Origin of the sequence: Rugamonas aquatica (genome assembly GCF_009380215.1) — a bacterium.
Taxonomy (GTDB): domain Bacteria; phylum Pseudomonadota; class Gammaproteobacteria; order Burkholderiales; family Burkholderiaceae_D; genus Rugamonas; species Rugamonas aquatica_B.
Genome location: NZ_WHUG01000002.1, coordinates 642,826 through 659,039, shown reverse-complemented (window position 1 = coordinate 659,039; position 16,214 = coordinate 642,826). Strand labels below are relative to the sequence as shown.

The following is a 16,214-nucleotide window of genomic DNA, read 5'->3' as shown; positions in this document are numbered from 1 at the left end:
GGAAGCCCAGTCCATGCAAACGCCACGCGCCCTCCAGACTACCGCCCTCGCCGCATGCGTGCTGGCGGTGCTGGCCGGCTGCGCCGACATGGGCAAGGTCAAGCCGCAGGCAGTCGCGCTGAAACCGGCCGAACTCAATGCCGGCAAAGCCATCGCCGCCGCCAGCGCAAACGTCGCTTGGCCCGAGCAGCAATGGTGGGAAGCGCTGCATGACGCGCAGCTGAACAAACTGGTGGCCGCCGCGCTGGCCGACAATCCGTCGCTGCGCGTCACCCAGGCCCGCGTGCGACAGGCCGAAGCACTGGCCGGCGTCGCCAAGGCCGGCACGCTGCCGCAGGTGAACGCCTCCGCCAGCGCCGACCGCGAACTGTATTCCGCGCACAGTACCGTACCCGCTCCATTGGCCGGCAACTACGCGTGGAAGAACACCGCCACGCTGTCCGGCTCCTACGACCTGGATCTGTGGGGCCGCAACCGCGATGCGCTGGCCGCCGCGCTGGACGAGGTCCACATGGCGTCGGCGGAATCGCAGATGGCGCGGCTGACGCTGGAATCGGCCATCGTGCGCAGCTACATCCAGCTGTCGCTGGAGTACGCGCAGCAGGACAGCGTGGCGCAGAACCTGGCGCAGCGCCAGCGCATCCTGGAGATCACGCGCAAGCGCCAGGCCGCAGGGCTGGCCAGCGAGATCGAAGTCGCGAGCATAGAAACCACGCTGCCGGCGGGACGGCGCGAGCATGAGCAGATCGGAGAATCGATCGCCCTGCTGCGCAACCAGCTGGCGGCACTGATCGGCAAAGGACCGGGCGACGGCGATGCGATCGCCCGGCCGATGCTGGCCCTCGACGCCGGCCATGGCGACGCGGTGCCCGCCTCGCTGCCGGCGGAGCTGGTCGGCCACCGGCCCGACATCGCGGCGCAGCGCTGGCGCGTGGAAGCGGCTAGCGCCCGCATCGCCGGCGCCAAGGCCGATTTTTACCCGAACATCAACCTGGCGGCCTTTGTCGGCTTCCAGTCGCTGGGCTTCACGCACTTCCTGGACGCTAACTCCGCCATGCGCGGCGTGACGCCGGCCATCAGCCTGCCGATCTTCGAAGGCGGACGACTGCGCAGTCAATTGGGCAACCAGACCGCGCTCTACGACGGTGCGGTCGAACAGTACAACGCGGCCGTGGTGCAGGCGATGGCCGATGTGGCCAACGCGGTGGTCCGCATCGATTCGGTGAAGCAGCAGGACAAGCTGGCGCAGCGCGCACTGGCCTCGGCCCGGCGCCAGCAGGAGCTGGCGGAACGCGCCTACCGCGCCGGTATGACCGACGCGCTGAACGTGATCAACGCCCAGCTGGTGTTATTGAACGAAGAACAGCAGATGGCGCAAGTGGCTAGCAAACAACTAGATAACTACACATTGTTGATGACCGCGCTCGGTGGCGGCATAAAACTGGAATTGCCGTGATGCTTAGATAGTACAATCAAAGCCTTTGAAAAACGTATGAGGAGCAGGCAATGAGCAGTTTTGAAGCGACTAAAAAACGCCTGAAAAACATCCATGCCCGAATGCCGGACTTCCCCGAGGATTTGATGCGCGTGCTGCGCATGACCTACCACATCCAGAAACGGATGAAAGACCTGAGCAACGCGGCGCTGCGCAAATACGATCTGGTCGACGCCAGCTACATGGTGTTGGCCGTGCTGTACGGCTCGGACGACGAGACATCCACCGCCTCCACGCTGGGCGAGGCCTGCATGGAAAAGCCGGCCAACCTGACGCGCGTCTGCAATGACCTGGAATCCCAGGGCTTGATCACGCGCGGCAACCGCCCCGGCGACCGCCGCTGCGTGATGATCTCGCTGACGGACGCCGGCCGCGAGCTGGCCGCCAAGGTGCTGCCGGAAGTATGGTCGGCCACCACCCACGCCTACGACGGCTACAGCGCGGAAGAAGTTAAAGTACTTGAAGGACTGCTGAAAAGGCAGCTGGATAATTTAGAAGCACTCACATAGCCTGAATCGACGCCATGAACCCTCCCCAAGCCGCCACTCCCACCCCGGACACCAGCGCGGCCAGGGGAGCCATGCGCTGGCTGGCGGCGGAAGCCAAAGGCTGGTTTAACACCGAGGGCGAGCGCTGGGTCTTTGTCGCCAAGACCATGCTGGCCTCCTTCTCCGCGCTGTGGCTGGCCTTCCGCCTCGGCCTGGACGCCCCCTACACTGCCCTCGCCACCACCGTGATCCTAGCCCTGCCCAGCAGCGGCATGGTGCTGGAAAAAGCCTTCTACCGTTTTCTCGGCACGCTGGTCGGCTGCGCGGCCTCGCTGCTGCTGGTGGCGCTGTTCCCGCAATCGCCGCCGCTGCTGTTCATCGGTGTGGCGGTCTGGATCGCCCTGTGCACCGGCGGCGCCGCCATGCACCGCAACCAGCAGTCGTACAGCTTCGTCCTGGCCGGCTACACCGCCTGCATGATCGCGGTGCCCGCCATCGATTCGCCGGACCGCGTGTTCACGCTGGCCGTCACCCGCGTCACTGAGGTCGGGCTGGGCATCATCTGCGCCGCCGTGGTGCACGACGTGGTCTTCCCGCGCCGCCATTCGCGCACCGTGATGCGTACCGTGCAGGCGCGCTACGCGAGCTTCGTCACCTTCTGCACGCAGGTGCTGGAACAGCGCCTGACGCCGGCCGAGACGGAACTGAGCCACCTGAAGTTCGCCGCCGACATCGCCGCGCTGGAATCGGGCCGTGCCGCCGCCTTTTTCGAAGCCGACCATGCGCGTTCGCACACGCGCCAGCTGCACGCCTTCAACGCCGCCTTCATGACGGTGCTGACCACCTTCTACACGCTGCACCGGCTGATCCACCGCCTGCGCGGCGCCGCGCCACGGCATGCGCAGCCGGTGCTGGAGCTGGTCGAGCCGATGCACGCGCATCTGGCGCTGGCCCTGCGCGACGAGCTGACGCCGCAGCACATGGCCAGCATGCGTACCGTGCTGGCCGCCGACATCGCCGCCGCCCGCAGCCGGCTGGCCGAGGCGGAAGCCATGGAGGCCGCCACACCGGTCACGCGTGCGCAGCAGATCGACTTCGACACGGCGGTGGAGCTGCTGGAGCGCTACGCCCGCGACATGGAAGCCTTCACGGGCCTGTATCACGGCCTGGCGCAGGAGAAGCGCCAGCAGGTCAGCGATCCCGGCTCCTACACGCCGAAGACGCCGCCGGCCATCGTCGCCGCCAGCGGCTTCCGCGCCGGCGTCACGCTGCTGCTGACGGCGTCGGCCTGGTACTGGCTGGCCTGGCCCTTCGTCGGCAACGCCATTTTGATGGCCACTATTTTCTGCGCGCTGGCCTCGTCGTCGCCGCGGCCCACGGTGCTGGTGCAGCAGGTGCTGATCGGCTTCCTGCTCGCCACGCCGCTGGCCTTCGTCAGCGAATTCTTCCTGGTCGCCCGCGCCAACGACTTCCCGACGCTGGTCGTGGCGGCGCTGCCGATCTTCGTCTTCGGCAGCTACCTGATGACCAGCCCGCGCTGGGCCGGCGTGGGCATCGGCATCTGCATGTTCTGCGCCACGCTGCTGGTGCCGACCAATCTGATGCACTACGACGTGGAGAGCTTCATGAGCAGCGAGCTGTCGCTGACCATGGGCGTGGCGGTGGCCTACCTGATGTTCAAGGTGGTGCTGCCCGAGCACACCATGGGCCAGAAGGACCACGTTGCCGCCGCCCTGTGGCGCGAGGCGCAAGGCGCTTGCACCGCGTCGATGTACCGCCTGAAACGGCGCTTCGACAACCGCGTGCGCGACCTGCTCAGCCAACTGAACGCCGCCTCCGGCCCGGCGCCGGGCGAAGCCGCACGCGCCGTGGTGCGCCAGGGCCTGACCCTGCTGGAGCTGGGCCATGCCGTGATCGAACTGCGCCAGCTGATCGCCGGCTCGCAACCAGGTCCGGTGCCGACGGCGCTGAAGCTGGTGGTGCGCGAACTGGCCGTCTACCTGCGGGCGCCATCGCGTGTCAGCGGCGGCGCGGCGCTGCAATCGATACTCGACGCCGGCGCCAGCGTGCGCGCGGCCCTGCCCTCGGCCACGCCGGAACGCAGGCTGCGCCTGCAAACGGCGCTGACCGACCTGCATTCCATTTACACGTCCCTGCTGGACCAGATAGCTACAGGAGAAACCGACCATGCCGCGTGAGATAGACTTTTTCGGCGTACTGCTGCCCGGCGTGCTGCCGCTGTTCCTCGTCAGCCTGGTGCTGCAAGTGGCGCTCGACAGCGCCTTGAGCCACCTCGGCGCCTACCGCCGCAGCTGGCATCCGGCGCTGGTGCGTCTGTGCCTGTTCGCCTGCATCTTCAGCGCACTGCTGGTGACGCTCTACAAATAATCGCAAATAACATAAATAATTTATCTCAATCAGAAAGCCTGCCGTGAGTGCATCCAAAATCTTCCGTTTTTTCCTGACCATGCTGCTGTTGGCCGCCGCCCTGTGGATGGGGCGTTCGGCCTGGGACCACTACATGGAGTCCGCCTGGACCCGCGACGGCCGCGTCAAGGCCGATGTCGTCACCATCAGCGCCGATGTCGCCGGCACCGTCACCGAGGTGAAGGTGCACGATAACCAGCTGGTCAAGCAGGGCGACGTGCTGTTCGTGGTCGACGCGGCGCGCTACCAGAGCGCGCTGGCGCAGGCCAACGCCGTGCTGGCGTCGCAGCAGGTGGAGAAAGGCCGGCGCAGCAAGGAAGCCAGCCGCCGCGCGGGGCTGGACAGTTCCATCGTCTCGGCGGAGAACAAGGAGACGGCGGAATTCGCGGTCGGCACGGCGACGGCGCAGTACCAGGCCGCGCTGGCGGCGCGCAACCTGGCGCAGCTCAATCTGGAGCGCACGGTGGTGCGCGCGCCCGTCACCGGCTACGTCACCAACCTGAACGTGCATGCGGGCGACTTCGCCGCAGTCGGCGCGGCCAAGCTGGCGATGATTAACAGCGCCTCGTTCTACGTGGTCGGCTACTTCGAAGAGACCAAGCTGCCGCTGCTGAAGGTGAACGACGCCGTCGAGGTGCACCTGATGAGCGGCTCGGCGCAGCTGAAGGGCCATATCGAAAGCATCGCCCACGGCATCACCGACCGCGACGCCAACACCGGCCGCGAGCTGCTGGCCGACGTCAACCCCACCTTCAACTGGGTCCGGCTGGCGCAACGCGTGCCGGTGCGCATCCACATCGACCAGCAGCCCAAGGGCCTGGACCTGGTGGCCGGCACGACCTGCACGGTGGTGATCCATGGATAACGGCGCCGATCGCTTCAGCACCATCCGTCTGTTCCTGGACGCGGCGCAGCTGGGCAGCTTTTCCGCCGCCGGCCGCAAGCAAGGCATGTCGCCGGCGGCGGCCAGCGCCTGCATCCAGCGGCTGGAGGCTTCGCTCAAGGTCAAGCTGTTCGAGCGCACCACGCGCCAGTTGCGGCTGACCGAGGAGGGCCAAATGTACCGCCACTTCAGCGAGCAGGCGATGGCGCTGATGGCGGAGGCGGAAGCCGGCCTGCATGCGGGCGGCGACGGCGTGCGCGGAATGGTGAAGATTTCGGCGCCGTCGGACCTGGGGCGCAATGTGCTGATGCCGATGCTGGACGAGTTCCGCGCGCTGCACCCGGAGCTGCAGTACGCGCTGACCTTGAGCGACACCACCGCCAACATGGTGCAGGACGATATCGACCTGGCGATCCGCTATGGCCAACTGGCCGACAGCGAGATGGTGCGGCGCGTGCTGGCGCCAAGCCGGCGCGTGGTGTGCGCATCGCCGGCGCTGATCGCGCAGACGGGCGGCCCGGCCACGCCGGATGAACTGGCGCAGTTGCCGACGCTGGTGCTGGTGACGGCGCTGGGGCCGATGCAGGAGTGGCGCTATTGCAGCAACGACGAGGCGGACGAGAAGCGCGCGGTGCGCGTGCGCCGCACGCAGCAGAGCAACGACGGCGAGGTGATACGCAAGTGGGCCATCGCGGGCCAGGGCTATGCGTACAAGTCCATCCTCGATATCGCGGGCGATCTGCGCAGCGGCAGGCTGGCGACGGTGCTGGACGAGTACTTCACCGAGAGCGCGCCGCTCAACCTGCTGTATCACCGCAACCGCTATCAGCCGCCGCGCATTACGCTGCTTATTGAGTTTTTGCTGGAGCGCTTTGCAGACCTGGCATGACGCCCATTTGCTGCAACAGGGTCAGGTTGTCTTCAAGGTGCCAGTTCTCGGCGATGCGGCCGTCGGCCACACGATACAGGTCGAAGGCCTGGAAGTCGATCACCTGGCCCTTGCCGGCGGTCGCGCCGAACCGGCCGGTGAAGTGGCCGCTGAAGTGCAGGTACACGGCCACGCGGTCGCCGTTGACGACCATGTCGGTGATTTCTGCTTTCAGGTCCGGCACGGCGGCGCGGAAGCCTTTTGATGCTTGCAGCGGTCCGTTGACGCCCTGCTCGCGGCCTGCGGGCAAGGTGCGGTCCATGAAGTCTGGCGCCAGCGCCTGCGCGGCCAGCGCCGGGTCGCCGGTGTTCCAGAAGGCGGCGTAGCGGCGGGCTGCCTGGATGGTGAGGTCGGTGGTGTTGTCGGCGTGGGCGGCGCCGGCCAGCAGCAAGGCGGCAAGCAGGAGGGAGCGTTTCATGGGCAGTCCTTTCGTTGATTGGATGCCCAGATTGTGCGCCGCCCGCCGCCTCGCGGGAATTGGCCTGGCGCTTGAAGCAGCTGCTTGCGGCGGTTGAAAATGCCGCGCGGCGAGCGCGCAGCGGACGGCAGCCGTCTAGCGCGCCCCGGCGGCGTCGATGATGGCGCCGCTGACGTAGGACGATTGTGGGCTGAGCAGCCACAATATCGTTTCCGCGATCTCCTCCGGCTGGCCGCCGCGCAGCATCGGCACGTTGGACTCCAGCCGCGCCACGCGCCCGGGATCGCCGCCGCTGGCGTGGATATCGGTATAAATCATGCCCGGCCGGACGCAGTTCACCCGTATCCCCTCGGCCGCCACTTCCTTCGACAAACCCAGCGTCATCACATCGATTGCGCCCTTGGACGACGCATAGTCGATGTAGACATTCGGCGCCCCATGCTTCGCCGCGCCGGACGACAGGTTGACGATGCCGCCACCCTGCCCGCCGCTGGCGGTCGACATGCGCTTGACCGCCTCCTTGCTGCACAAGAAGTAGCTGATGACGTTGGTGGTGAACACCCGCTGCAGCCGCTCCACCGACATCTCCGTCAAGCGGCACTGCTGTTCCAGCACGCCGACGTTGTTGACCAGCGCCGTCAACGGCCCCAGTTCCTCGTCGACGGTGGCGAACAGGCGCTGCACGTCCGCCTCCACGCTGACGTCGGCCTGCACGGCGATGGCCTCGCCGCCCTCGGCGACGATCTGCGCGCGCAGCCTGTCGGCCGCCTGCGCGTCGTTCAGGTAGTTGATGCAGACGGCGTAACCGCGCCGGCTGGCCATCAGCGCGGTCGCCGCACCTATGCCCCGGCTGCTGCCGGTGACGAGTATCACTTGTTTCATAAGGTACCTTATCAAAGAAAAAGCCCGCTGCTGCGGGCTTGGGTCATGCTTATTTTTCCGGGCTGACGTGGGTCAGCGCGTAGCTCACATGCTCCCACCAGTGCTCGCGCGAGTGCACGGTGCGCAGGCACTTCTTGTCGATTTCGCCCTTGAAGACGGGGTCGAAGCACTGCTTGGTCATCAGCGCGTTGCGCTGGTTCTCGGCATTGCTCAACGCGATCAACAGCCAGACGATGAAGCCCAGCGCCAGCACCGCCAGGCTCCAGGCGACGTGGTTGATGTAAGCCCATTCGAACAGGGTCTCGATGACAGGCGAAGACTCCTTGTAGATCTTCATGACCTCGCCCTCGGCCGCTTTTTGTTCATCGCTGATTTCTTTCATGGGGCTATCCTTACTTCTTACCGGCGCGTTCCTGGGCCGACTTGGCTACCAGGCTGTCCGCCACTGCAAACACGGCTGCGTGCACCTCGGGGGTGGACGTCAGGCCGTGGCCCGCCACCGACGGCGATGTCGTGTAGTGACCGTCGATCACCAGCGTCGGAGCACTGTCGAGTTTATACTGGTTTGCCACCTGCGCGCCACGCTTCATCTTCGCTTGGACACCAAACGAGTTGAAAAATTCCAGGTATTTGGCCTTGTCGACGCCGTTCCTGACGACGAAGTCGAGGATGGCCTGGTCGGTATTGAGGCGGTTGTGTTCGACGTGGACGGCGTGGAACAGCTTTTCGTGCATGCCGTTGCCCAGCGCGTTCATCGCTTCCAGCGTGAAGAAGGCCTTGGCTTGCGCATCCTCGCCCAGGTGCATGCGGCGGAACACGATCTTGTCGCCCTGTTTCTTGACCCATTCCGCCAGCGGCGCTTCCAGCTGGTTGCAGTACGGGCAGTGGTACATGAACACTTCCAGCACTTCGACCTTCTTGCCTGGGTCGGGACGGTTGGGCAGGTCCAGCGTGTTGTAGTCCACGCCGTTCTTGAAATCGGCGGCTTGGGCGCCGGCGGCAGCGGCCATGAAAGCCGCGGTAACGACCAGCGGACGCAGGAAGCTCAGGAAACGCATAACAGTCCTTCATCGAGGGGAAGTGGCAAACGCCGCGAGATTACCACCTTTTCCACGATGTGCAAATTATGGCCGCATTAAACCCATCAAGGCCGGTGCTGGCGCGCCGCTTCCAGCCGCTCGCACAGCACGGCGATGCCGTCGGCGATGCGCGGCGTGGCGCGCACCAGCGTTTCGCTGTCGATCATGAACAGGTTGCCGCGCTGGACCGCCTGCATGCCCTTGTACGGCTTCCAGATATTGATGCCGGCTTCGGCGTCGTGCTTCTCGCCGCCGATGATGGCTTCCGGATTTTCCTGCAACACGGCCTCGGTGCTGACCGTGGGCGCCGCCACCTTGAGCGCGGCGAACACGTTCTGGCCGCCGCACACGCGGAGCGCGTCGCTGACGATATGCTCGCCGCTCAGCGTGAACAGCGGCTTTTCCCAGATCTGGTAGAACACCCGCACCGTGGACCGCTGCGCGTAGGTGGCCGACAGTTTGGCGATGCGCTGGCGGTAGTCCTGCGCGGCCTTTTGCGCGGCCGGTCCCGTGTCCATCAGCTGGCCCAGGCGGGTCAGGCTGGTGGCCACGGCGTCCAGCTTTTGCGGGTCGCTGTAGAAGATGGGGATGCCCAGGCTTTTCAGCTGTTCCAGCTGGCCGGCGGTGTTCCCGCTCTTCCACACCACCAGCAGGTCCGGGCGCAGCGCCAGCACGTGCTCCATGTCGATGGTGGCGTTGCTGCCCACCAGCGGGATGCGCTTGGCCGCTTCCGGATAGTCGCTGTAGTTCATGACGCCGACCACGCGTTCGCCGCCGCCGGCCGCAAACAGCAGCTCGGTGATGTGCGGCGCCATCGAGATGATGCGCCGCGCCGGCTTGGCGACGGTGACGCTGTTGCCGGCGTCGTCCTTCACCGTGACGGCGGCGTGAGCGCACAGCGGCGCGCACGCCAGCGCCAGCGCCAGCAACGGCAAGGCGCGGCGAACGTTGCTGGTCAGGGCGCGCATCAGAACTCGTAGCGGGCCGACAGTTTCAGCTGGCGGCCGTCGGCGGTGTAGATGCCGCCCTGGATGCCATCCTTGCAGCTGAACGCTTGCGAGAAGTAGCGTTTGTCGGCCAGGTTCTGGCCCGACACCGCGAACTCCCACTGGCCCAGCTTGCGGGCGTAGCGCGCGTCCAGCGTGGTGTAGGCGGGAATCTGCGCCGGGCACTTGTTGTCGAAGTCCGCGCCGTTGCGCTGGCTGTCCACCCACTGCGCCCCGACGTCGGCGGTGTGGCCGGTAGCCAGGGTCCAGCTCAGGCGCGCTGTCAGCGTGTTCTTCGGCACCAGCATCATTTCCTTGCCGTTGTAGGCGCCTTCGGTGAACTTGGCGTCGACATGCTGGTAGTGCGCGTTGACGCTCCAGTTGGCGTTGATGCGCTGTTCGGCATCGAGCTCGAAGCCTTGGCGGCGGGTCGGCGCCAGGTTGGTGTTGGCGTAGATCGTCGGATCGTAGAAGATTTCGTTGCTCAGGTTGTGGCGGAATACGCGGCCGGTGATCTTCTGCGCGGCGGCGCCATAGCTCACGCCCAGCTCCAGGTCGTGCGACTGCTGCGGCGCCAGCGGCTTGTTGGCGAAAGGCGTGTAGGCATTCTCTTCGGAGTTGGCGACGCGGTAGCTCTGGCCGGCCTTGCCGTACACCGTCAGGTTCGCAACCGGCATGTAGCTCGTCTGCAGCTCCCAGGCGTTCAGGCCTTGCGACGCTTTGTAGGCGGTGCTGCCAAAGCTGTTCTTCGGATCGCTGAAGTCTTTATTGAAAATCTCGCGGCGCACGCCGGCCGAGACACGGCCCTCATGCGCGCTGTCGAAACGCAGCTCATCGCGCACATACAGCGCCTTCGAATGCTGGCTGGCGTCGGCGGCGGAATAGTCGCCGACGGAGGTGCGGTTCCATACGGTCCAATCAACGCCCGCTACCATTTCATTGAGCAGCCCACCGATCTCGCCCAGGCGGCGCACACGCGGCGAGAACTGGGTTTGCTTGCTTTCGTTGACGCTCGGCGACGATCCGCTATACACCGATTCCACCGTCTTCTTGCGGTAGGACAGATCGGCCGCCAGCTCGTAGCCGCGGATGCGGCGCTGGGCGAAGGCCGTGAAGCGGTCGCTGTCGAGATTGGCGTAGTCATTGGGCGTCTTGGCCATGCGCGGATTGGCGTTGTACTCCGCCTGGCTCAAGGAACCCGAAAGGCGCATGTCCTGGCGTGCGCCTTCGTAGCGGAAGCCTGCGCGGCCGGCGTTGTCGAACCATTGCGCGCCACCGCTGAAGTGGGTCTGCTTGAATTCGTTGTTGTCGCGGTAGTTGTCGGTGCGCTGGGTGTCCAGCGTGGCGTCGGCGGCGAAGCCGTCCCAGGCCTGGAAGCCGGAGGCGCGCGCTTCGCCGGCGCGGAACTGGCCGCCCTCGACGAACACGCTGCCGCGGCGGCTGTTCTTGACCGGACGCTTGGTGACGATGTTGATGACGCCGCCGGTGGCGCCGTCGCCGTACAACACGCTGGCGCCGCCGCGCGTGATTTCGATGTGGTCCACGGTGTCGATCGGGATGGTCGACAGGATGGCGTTGCTCAGCTCATTTTCCGACAGGCGCACGCCGTCCAGCACGATCACCATGTTCTGGCTGCTGTTGGTGCCGAAGCCGCGCAGGTCCAGGCCGAAATCCGGGCTGCCGTCCAGGCTTTGGCGGCCGTAGACGCCGCCCACTTTGCGGATCGCGGCGTTGACGTCGTTGGCGCCGGCGCGCTGGATGTCTTCAGCACTGATGATGGTGGCGCCGATCGGGGCCAGCGCCGGGTCGGCGTCGAAGCGCGAGCCGGTGATGACGATAGGCGCCAGCACCTGGGCGACTTGCGCGCCGGCGGTGGCGCCGGCAGCGGCGGCATCTTGCGCCATGGCGGTGACGGGAACGGCGGCGGTGAAGCACAGGGAAACGGCGGCGGCCAGCAGGCGCGGTTGGAAAGCGGTGGAGTGCATGTCAGATCATTTTCAAAAGAGACATCCGCCTGCGTCCCCGCAAGCCGGAAGTGTACGGAAGTCGCGCGGATCGCATCACGCGCGCTTCCCCCATATCTGGCCGGTATCCGGGCTGGCAAGGCGCTCAAGCGGCCTTGCGTTACCGTTGCGGGGGCAGCACACCTTGGCCGTCACGCTGCGAGCGTGGGCGGCCTGTGTTTCCCGTTTAACTGCCCATGTGAGCACATGGGCAAGCACCAGAACCCCGGCATTATACGCCCGTGCTCCGTATCATTAACAATTTAGATATGACCTATCTACATTTCGCGCATTGATTACAACAGCTTCCGTCCTTATAGTGAGTTCATCCTCAAACCGGAGCTTTACCATGAATGCATTGCCTAGCTATTTCCTTTCCCACGGCGGCGGCCCCTGGCCGTTCATGATGGACCAGGTGGGCCATCTGTACGGCCAGCTGGACGCGTCGCTGCGCGACATCCCGCGCCAGCTCGGCGTGAGGCCGAAGGCGGTGCTGGTGATTACGGCGCATTGGGAGGGCCGCGATTTCACGGTGTCGTCGTCGGCGCGGCCGCCGATGATCTACGATTACGGCGGCTTCCCGCCGCACACCTATGAGGTGCAGTATCAGGCGCCCGGTGCGCCGGAGCTGGCGGCGCAGGTCAAGCAGCTGCTGGATGCGGGCGGTTTGCCGGCGCAGCTGGATCCGCAGCGCGGCTTCGACCACGGCACCTTCAGCGCGATGTATCCGGTGTATCCGGATGCGGACGTGCCCATCGTGCAGCTGTCGCTCAAGCACGGCCTCGATCCTCTGACGCATCTGGAGGCGGGCCGTCTGCTGGCGCCCTTGCGCGAGCAGGGTGTGCTGATTGTTGGCAGCGGGCTGAGTTACCACAACCTGCGCGCCTTCAACGCCCAGGGCGCGGCGGCCTCGCACGCCTTCGACGAGTGGCTGCGCGCCACCATGGCGCTGCCGCCGCAGCAGCGGGCCGCGCAGTTGATGGAGTGGGAGAAGGCGCCGGATGCGCGCATGGCGCATCCACGCGAGGAGCATCTGCTGCCGCTGATGGTGGTGCTGGGCGCGGCGGAGAACGAAGCGGCCAGCGTCCCCTATCACGAGGACGCGTTCATGGGATCGCTGGCGGTGAGCAGCTTCCGCTTTGGTTAAATACGAAAGCCGATACCAAGGTGCACTAAGTCTAAGTTAAGCTTTCTTAGCCTCCGGCGCCTGATCTCCAAAAACTAAAAATTTGCCTCGCCACCATAGTGGCAACAAGGACAAATCAATTTAGATATCTAGATTTTAGCTCGCTTATAAATTTCCAAGGCTAGTCTCACTTCACTAACAAAGTGATCAAAATCAAACCCTTTAGGGGTTTTAACCGAAGTATTCGAAAGACTACAGATCATTTCACCACACAAATCTTCTCGTAGCTCTGCTTCAGTTAAAGCTAAAACCTTCCTGGGCTCATATGGAACGGCGATACTAAAATATTCAAATTTTTCTTTAGAGAACGGATCAGTAACCTTTCCGGATTTATTGTGCCCCTTGCAAGATTTATAGTTCTCATCTTTATCATCATAAACCGAAACGATAACAAACATAAAAACTAATTCAGACGGATTTTTCGAAAAATAATTATTAAGCGAGTCTTCCAGTTTTGTATAAAATCTATTGAGTGGAATGATTGTTTCTTCGCTCGCCACTGATGAAATTTTAATTTTCATTTTTAGTTATTTAAATATTTTATTTCCAGGCGGTAATTCACCATGTTCTATGTAATATTTCATTAACTGCATTTTCTCTTGGGTAAGTACCTGATATTTTGTTCCTTCAGACTCTTTTACCATCGACAAGCCTAAGTTCTTAAGCACAGACAAAGGATAGCGCGAATCTGGATCAAGAGAGGTGCCATATTTCCATACGTCCAGCGCCTTCATTTTAACATAACCATAGCGCACGTCCGGGTAGCCACCATCTCGATCCACGACCAAGGCGTACTGATATTCAGTCTTACCTGTTGTCGCCTCAGATTTCGCGACTAAAAGTGTAAGCGCTTCCCACGCCGCCAAAATTCTGTCCGCTCTTCGATCTATCGCGTTTGCCAAGACTTCGAGGCGCTTAGCGTGAAGAAATTGAAACCCAAAACTTTGAGGGTTTTGCCCCCAATACAAACTATCAAGGCTAGGATCACCTAAAGAAATTTGATTGCTGCCAGGTCGAGCTCCTAAAGAAGTGGAGGCTGCCGGAGCTGTCGCTAAAATATCAGCAATAACCATGGTGCATGCGGGTGCGCAGGCCATCGAATTGTATAAAAAAGAATTCCAGGCGGCCGTCATAGGAATCGAGTCTGGCTCTTCCTGTCCTTTCCAGGTATTCGCATATGGAATTGGGTGGAATATCGGCAGAGCAGGAATTTCATAGGCCTCCAAGCCGCCCACATTCGAAGAAGGACGAGGAGGAAGTGGATCAGGTTTTTTCGGCGGCTGATACGCACTAGCCCCAAGTCCGCCAGTAAACGTAAATACGTATGCCCTATTGAATTCATCATCTATCCAGCCCGTTGGAACGTAGGAACTATAGGATCCTAACCGAAGAGTTTTAGTTGATCTCGGCGCATCGCTGGATAAAGTTTTTTCTGACGTGGTTTCCGAGTTTGTATAATTAACTTCGGATGGGTTTAATTCTGCTTGCTTTTCTGGCTCGTTCTTAAAAGAAACATCACTTTCAACTCCGCCCTGCGATTTAATACCTGCGGAACGGTTTTGTGCACCATCGTTAAATGAGGCATCCCCACCACCGCAGGCGGTGAGCAACGCCAACAATGCCAAACCAAGTAAATTTAATCTGATACGCATAATATCCTTTCAAAAAAGAAAAGATTATATTTTTTTCAATGCTTTCATGCAACAATATACATGTAACAACATGTAACACTACATGGTGCAACCCTCACGCCTCAGGTAGATGCTAGGCTGGATGAAAGATCCACCAATCAATGCGTTTTTGATATTGTCAATCACCAGTTGCCTAAAACATATACATTACATGCGAAGTCAAACGGTTGATGTCAGGATCGCCCAAACGCCAAAGTAGCCAGTGAGGAAAGACGAAGAATCCTTACCTGCGAAGGCAATACTTGGAAACGGGCCGTTTGCTGGCGCCCTTGCGCGAGCAGGGTGTGCTGATCGTCGGCAGCGGGCTCAGTTACCACAACCTGCGCGCCTTCAACGCCCAGGGCGCGGCGGCCTCGCACGCCTTCGACGACTGGCTGCGCGCAACCATGGCGCTGCCGCCGCAGCAGCGTGCCGCGCAGTTGATGGAATGGGAAAAGGCGCCGGCAGCGCGCATGGCGCATCCACGCGAGGAGCATCTGCTGCCGCTGATGGTGGTGTTGGGCGCGGCGGAGAACGAAGCGGCCAGCGTCCCCTATCACGAGGACGCGTTCGTGGGATCGCTGGCGGTGAGCAGCTTCCGCTTCGGCTAAACTTCGTCGTTCCCGCGAAAGCGGGAATCCATGCTGAGCATCCCAAGACGCTGTGTATGGATTCCCGCTTTCGCGGGAATGACGGCGGTTTAGTTACGTACCGCGCTTTCCGTTGGCGTAGGCTTCGGCCTTGGCGGCGGCGATGGCGGCTTTTTCGGCCTCCTTCACAGCCATCTCGGCGTCATGCACGTCCAGCCGCTCCTTGCGGTTGTTCGGCGTCTCCAGCGAGATGCGGCCCAGGATGCCGCTGCGGTAGTCGCCCAGGAAGGTGTGCGAGGCTTTTTCGAAATCGAGGTCGCCGCCCTTCTGGCGGAAGCCGCGCTTGGCCGCCACGCCCTCCACCACCGCGATGCCGTCGAAGGTTTCAATCTCCTTGAAGCCGTAGCGCGCCACCAGCAGTTGCGGATAGTACTTCAGCATCTCGTCGGCCAGGAACACCGCCACTTCCTCTTCGATCAGCGCGTTCGAGCCGATCGCATGGCTGGCGGCCAGCATCAAGCCATCGCTCGGCAGCGCGATCTTCGGCCACAACATGCCCGGAGTGTCGACCAGGATGGTGTTCTTGTCCAGGTACAGCTTCTGCTGCTGCTTGGTGACGGCCGGCTCGTCGCCGACCTTGGCCACCTTGCGCTTCAACAGCGCGTTCATCAGCGTCGACTTGCCGACGTTGGGGATGCCCATGATCATGATGCGCAGCGGCTTGGTCGGCACGCCGCGGTGCGGCGCCAGCTGCTTGGCCAGTTCCGGCACGCGCGCCACGTCGGCCGGCTTCTTGGTCGTCATCGCGAACGCGGTCACGCCTTCCTGCGCGTTGTAGTAGGCCACCCAGGCCGCCGTGGCGGCCGGATCGGCCAGGTCGACCTTGTTGAGGATCTTCAGGCACGGACGCTGGCGGAACTTGCGCAGCTCCTCCACCATCGGGTTGGTGCTGGCCTCGGGCAGGCGCGCGTCGACCACCTCGATCACCAGATCGGTGTTCTCCATCTGCTCGGCCGCCTTCTTCTTGGCGGCGTTCATGTGCCCTGGGTACCATTGTATCGACATGCTCTGACCTTCAAAATCGTTCTGACAATCCGCTATTTTACCCGCTGGCCCGACTGGACTTCGGATATCATGAGGCGCTTTTCCGTTTTTCTGACCATATAAACAATATTATTT

At 62.8% G+C, this 16,214-nt stretch carries 16 protein-coding genes, 1 pseudogene and 1 riboswitch; of the genes and pseudogenes, 8 read left to right on the top strand and 9 right to left on the bottom strand.

Annotation, left to right across the window (positions count from 1 at the left end; translation table 11 throughout):
• Positions 1 to 13: 13 nt before the first annotated feature.
• The 6 genes from GEV02_RS07240 to GEV02_RS07215 are packed head-to-tail and all read left to right on the top strand — an operon-like array spanning position 14 to position 6,182.
• Positions 14 to 1,456 carry an efflux transporter outer membrane subunit gene (locus GEV02_RS07240; protein WP_152837377.1) on the top strand — a complete coding sequence of 481 codons (1,443 nt, stop codon included), beginning with the start codon at positions 14 to 16 and terminating at the stop codon, positions 1,454 to 1,456.
• A gap of 50 nt (positions 1,457 to 1,506) precedes the next feature.
• The gene (locus tag GEV02_RS07235) at positions 1,507 to 2,004 is read left to right on the top strand and encodes a MarR family winged helix-turn-helix transcriptional regulator (protein WP_008446279.1); all 498 of its coding nucleotides are present in this window, start codon (positions 1,507 to 1,509) and stop codon (positions 2,002 to 2,004) included.
• Between the two features lie 14 nt (positions 2,005 to 2,018).
• Positions 2,019 to 4,181, top strand: a complete 2,163-nt coding sequence (locus GEV02_RS07230) for an FUSC family protein (protein WP_152837376.1) — start codon at positions 2,019 to 2,021, stop codon at positions 4,179 to 4,181.
• Complete coding sequence (locus GEV02_RS07225; protein ID WP_008446277.1) at positions 4,171 to 4,371, top strand: DUF1656 domain-containing protein; 201 nt, start codon at positions 4,171 to 4,173, stop codon at positions 4,369 to 4,371. The genes GEV02_RS07230 and GEV02_RS07225 overlap by 11 nt, the downstream gene beginning before the upstream one ends.
• Before the next feature lie 43 nt (positions 4,372 to 4,414).
• Positions 4,415 to 5,275, top strand: a complete 861-nt coding sequence (locus GEV02_RS07220) for an efflux RND transporter periplasmic adaptor subunit (protein ID WP_328595747.1) — start codon at positions 4,415 to 4,417, stop codon at positions 5,273 to 5,275.
• Positions 5,268 to 6,182, top strand: a complete 915-nt coding sequence (locus tag GEV02_RS07215; RefSeq protein ID WP_152837375.1) for a LysR family transcriptional regulator — start codon at positions 5,268 to 5,270, stop codon at positions 6,180 to 6,182. The genes GEV02_RS07220 and GEV02_RS07215 overlap by 8 nt, the downstream gene beginning before the upstream one ends.
• Here the strand turns inward: GEV02_RS07215 and GEV02_RS07210 are convergent.
• The 6 genes from GEV02_RS07210 to GEV02_RS07185 all read right to left on the bottom strand — a co-directional run bounded on the left by GEV02_RS07210 (position 6,142) and on the right by GEV02_RS07185 (position 11,571).
• Positions 6,142 to 6,639: an ester cyclase gene (locus GEV02_RS07210; protein WP_152837374.1), complete on the bottom strand. Its 498-nt coding sequence runs from the start codon at positions 6,637 to 6,639 to the stop codon at positions 6,142 to 6,144. The two genes, GEV02_RS07215 and GEV02_RS07210, sit on opposite strands and share 41 nt — an antisense overlap.
• Before the next feature lie 135 nt (positions 6,640 to 6,774).
• On the bottom strand, positions 6,775 to 7,521 hold the full coding sequence (locus tag GEV02_RS07205; protein WP_152837373.1) for an SDR family oxidoreductase: 747 nt from the start codon (positions 7,519 to 7,521) through the stop codon (positions 6,775 to 6,777).
• Positions 7,522 to 7,570: 49 nt separating this feature from the next.
• On the bottom strand, positions 7,571 to 7,903 hold the full coding sequence (locus tag GEV02_RS07200; RefSeq protein WP_152837372.1) for a hypothetical protein: 333 nt from the start codon (positions 7,901 to 7,903) through the stop codon (positions 7,571 to 7,573).
• A gap of 10 nt (positions 7,904 to 7,913) precedes the next feature.
• Positions 7,914 to 8,579 carry a thiol:disulfide interchange protein DsbA/DsbL gene (locus GEV02_RS07195; protein WP_152837371.1) on the bottom strand — a complete coding sequence of 222 codons (666 nt, stop codon included), beginning with the start codon at positions 8,577 to 8,579 and terminating at the stop codon, positions 7,914 to 7,916.
• A gap of 86 nt (positions 8,580 to 8,665) precedes the next feature.
• Positions 8,666 to 9,568, bottom strand: coding sequence for a cobalamin-binding protein (locus GEV02_RS07190; RefSeq protein WP_152837370.1), 903 nt, complete (start codon positions 9,566 to 9,568; stop codon positions 8,666 to 8,668).
• Positions 9,568 to 11,571 carry a TonB-dependent receptor gene (locus GEV02_RS07185; RefSeq protein ID WP_152837369.1) on the bottom strand — a complete coding sequence of 668 codons (2,004 nt, stop codon included), beginning with the start codon at positions 11,569 to 11,571 and terminating at the stop codon, positions 9,568 to 9,570. The genes GEV02_RS07190 and GEV02_RS07185 overlap by 1 nt, the downstream gene beginning before the upstream one ends.
• Before the next feature lie 81 nt (positions 11,572 to 11,652).
• Positions 11,653 to 11,827: riboswitch (cobalamin riboswitch) on the bottom strand.
• Between the two features lie 111 nt (positions 11,828 to 11,938).
• Between GEV02_RS07185 and GEV02_RS07180 the strand changes: the two genes are divergently transcribed.
• Complete coding sequence (locus GEV02_RS07180; protein WP_152837368.1) at positions 11,939 to 12,736, top strand: DODA-type extradiol aromatic ring-opening family dioxygenase; 798 nt, start codon at positions 11,939 to 11,941, stop codon at positions 12,734 to 12,736.
• A gap of 128 nt (positions 12,737 to 12,864) precedes the next feature.
• On the opposite strand, the gene GEV02_RS07175 is transcribed toward GEV02_RS07180, so the two are convergent.
• Together GEV02_RS07175 and GEV02_RS07170 are read right to left on the bottom strand one after the other, a co-directional pair.
• Positions 12,865 to 13,296: a hypothetical protein gene (locus GEV02_RS07175; protein WP_152837367.1), complete on the bottom strand. Its 432-nt coding sequence runs from the start codon at positions 13,294 to 13,296 to the stop codon at positions 12,865 to 12,867.
• Positions 13,297 to 13,302: 6 nt separating this feature from the next.
• Entirely contained in the window at positions 13,303 to 14,427 is a 1,125-nt protein-coding gene (locus GEV02_RS07170) for a hypothetical protein (RefSeq protein WP_152837366.1), read from the bottom strand.
• A gap of 278 nt (positions 14,428 to 14,705) precedes the next feature.
• Here GEV02_RS07170 and GEV02_RS07165 point away from each other — a divergent pair.
• Positions 14,706 to 15,056, top strand: a pseudogene (locus tag GEV02_RS07165) (DODA-type extradiol aromatic ring-opening family dioxygenase); the annotation flags it as partial.
• Between the two features lie 93 nt (positions 15,057 to 15,149).
• Here GEV02_RS07165 and ylqF read toward each other — a convergent pair.
• Positions 15,150 to 16,100, bottom strand: coding sequence for a ribosome biogenesis GTPase YlqF (gene ylqF, locus GEV02_RS07155; RefSeq protein ID WP_152837365.1), 951 nt, complete (start codon positions 16,098 to 16,100; stop codon positions 15,150 to 15,152).
• Positions 16,101 to 16,214 lie beyond the last annotated feature (114 nt).

Coding starts and splice junctions, on each gene's coding strand:
- GEV02_RS07200 (WP_152837372.1), bottom strand. CDS start 7,903: ATGAAAGAAATCAGCGATGAACAAAAAGCGGCCGAGGGCGAGGTCATG.
- GEV02_RS07170 (WP_152837366.1), bottom strand. CDS start 14,427: ATGCGTATCAGATTAAATTTACTTGGTTTGGCATTGTTGGCGTTGCTC.
- GEV02_RS07190 (WP_152837370.1), bottom strand. CDS start 9,568: ATGCGCGCCCTGACCAGCAACGTTCGCCGCGCCTTGCCGTTGCTGGCG.
- GEV02_RS07230 (WP_152837376.1), top strand. CDS start 2,019: ATGAACCCTCCCCAAGCCGCCACTCCCACCCCGGACACCAGCGCGGCC.
- GEV02_RS07180 (WP_152837368.1), top strand. CDS start 11,939: ATGAATGCATTGCCTAGCTATTTCCTTTCCCACGGCGGCGGCCCCTGG.
- GEV02_RS07225 (WP_008446277.1), top strand. CDS start 4,171: ATGCCGCGTGAGATAGACTTTTTCGGCGTACTGCTGCCCGGCGTGCTG.
- GEV02_RS07235 (WP_008446279.1), top strand. CDS start 1,507: ATGAGCAGTTTTGAAGCGACTAAAAAACGCCTGAAAAACATCCATGCC.
- GEV02_RS07185 (WP_152837369.1), bottom strand. CDS start 11,571: ATGCACTCCACCGCTTTCCAACCGCGCCTGCTGGCCGCCGCCGTTTCC.
- GEV02_RS07205 (WP_152837373.1), bottom strand. CDS start 7,521: ATGAAACAAGTGATACTCGTCACCGGCAGCAGCCGGGGCATAGGTGCG.
- GEV02_RS07195 (WP_152837371.1), bottom strand. CDS start 8,579: ATGCGTTTCCTGAGCTTCCTGCGTCCGCTGGTCGTTACCGCGGCTTTC.
- GEV02_RS07240 (WP_152837377.1), top strand. CDS start 14: ATGCAAACGCCACGCGCCCTCCAGACTACCGCCCTCGCCGCATGCGTG.
- GEV02_RS07215 (WP_152837375.1), top strand. CDS start 5,268: ATGGATAACGGCGCCGATCGCTTCAGCACCATCCGTCTGTTCCTGGAC.
- GEV02_RS07210 (WP_152837374.1), bottom strand. CDS start 6,639: ATGAAACGCTCCCTCCTGCTTGCCGCCTTGCTGCTGGCCGGCGCCGCC.
- ylqF (WP_152837365.1), bottom strand. CDS start 16,100: ATGTCGATACAATGGTACCCAGGGCACATGAACGCCGCCAAGAAGAAG.
- GEV02_RS07175 (WP_152837367.1), bottom strand. CDS start 13,296: ATGAAAATTAAAATTTCATCAGTGGCGAGCGAAGAAACAATCATTCCA.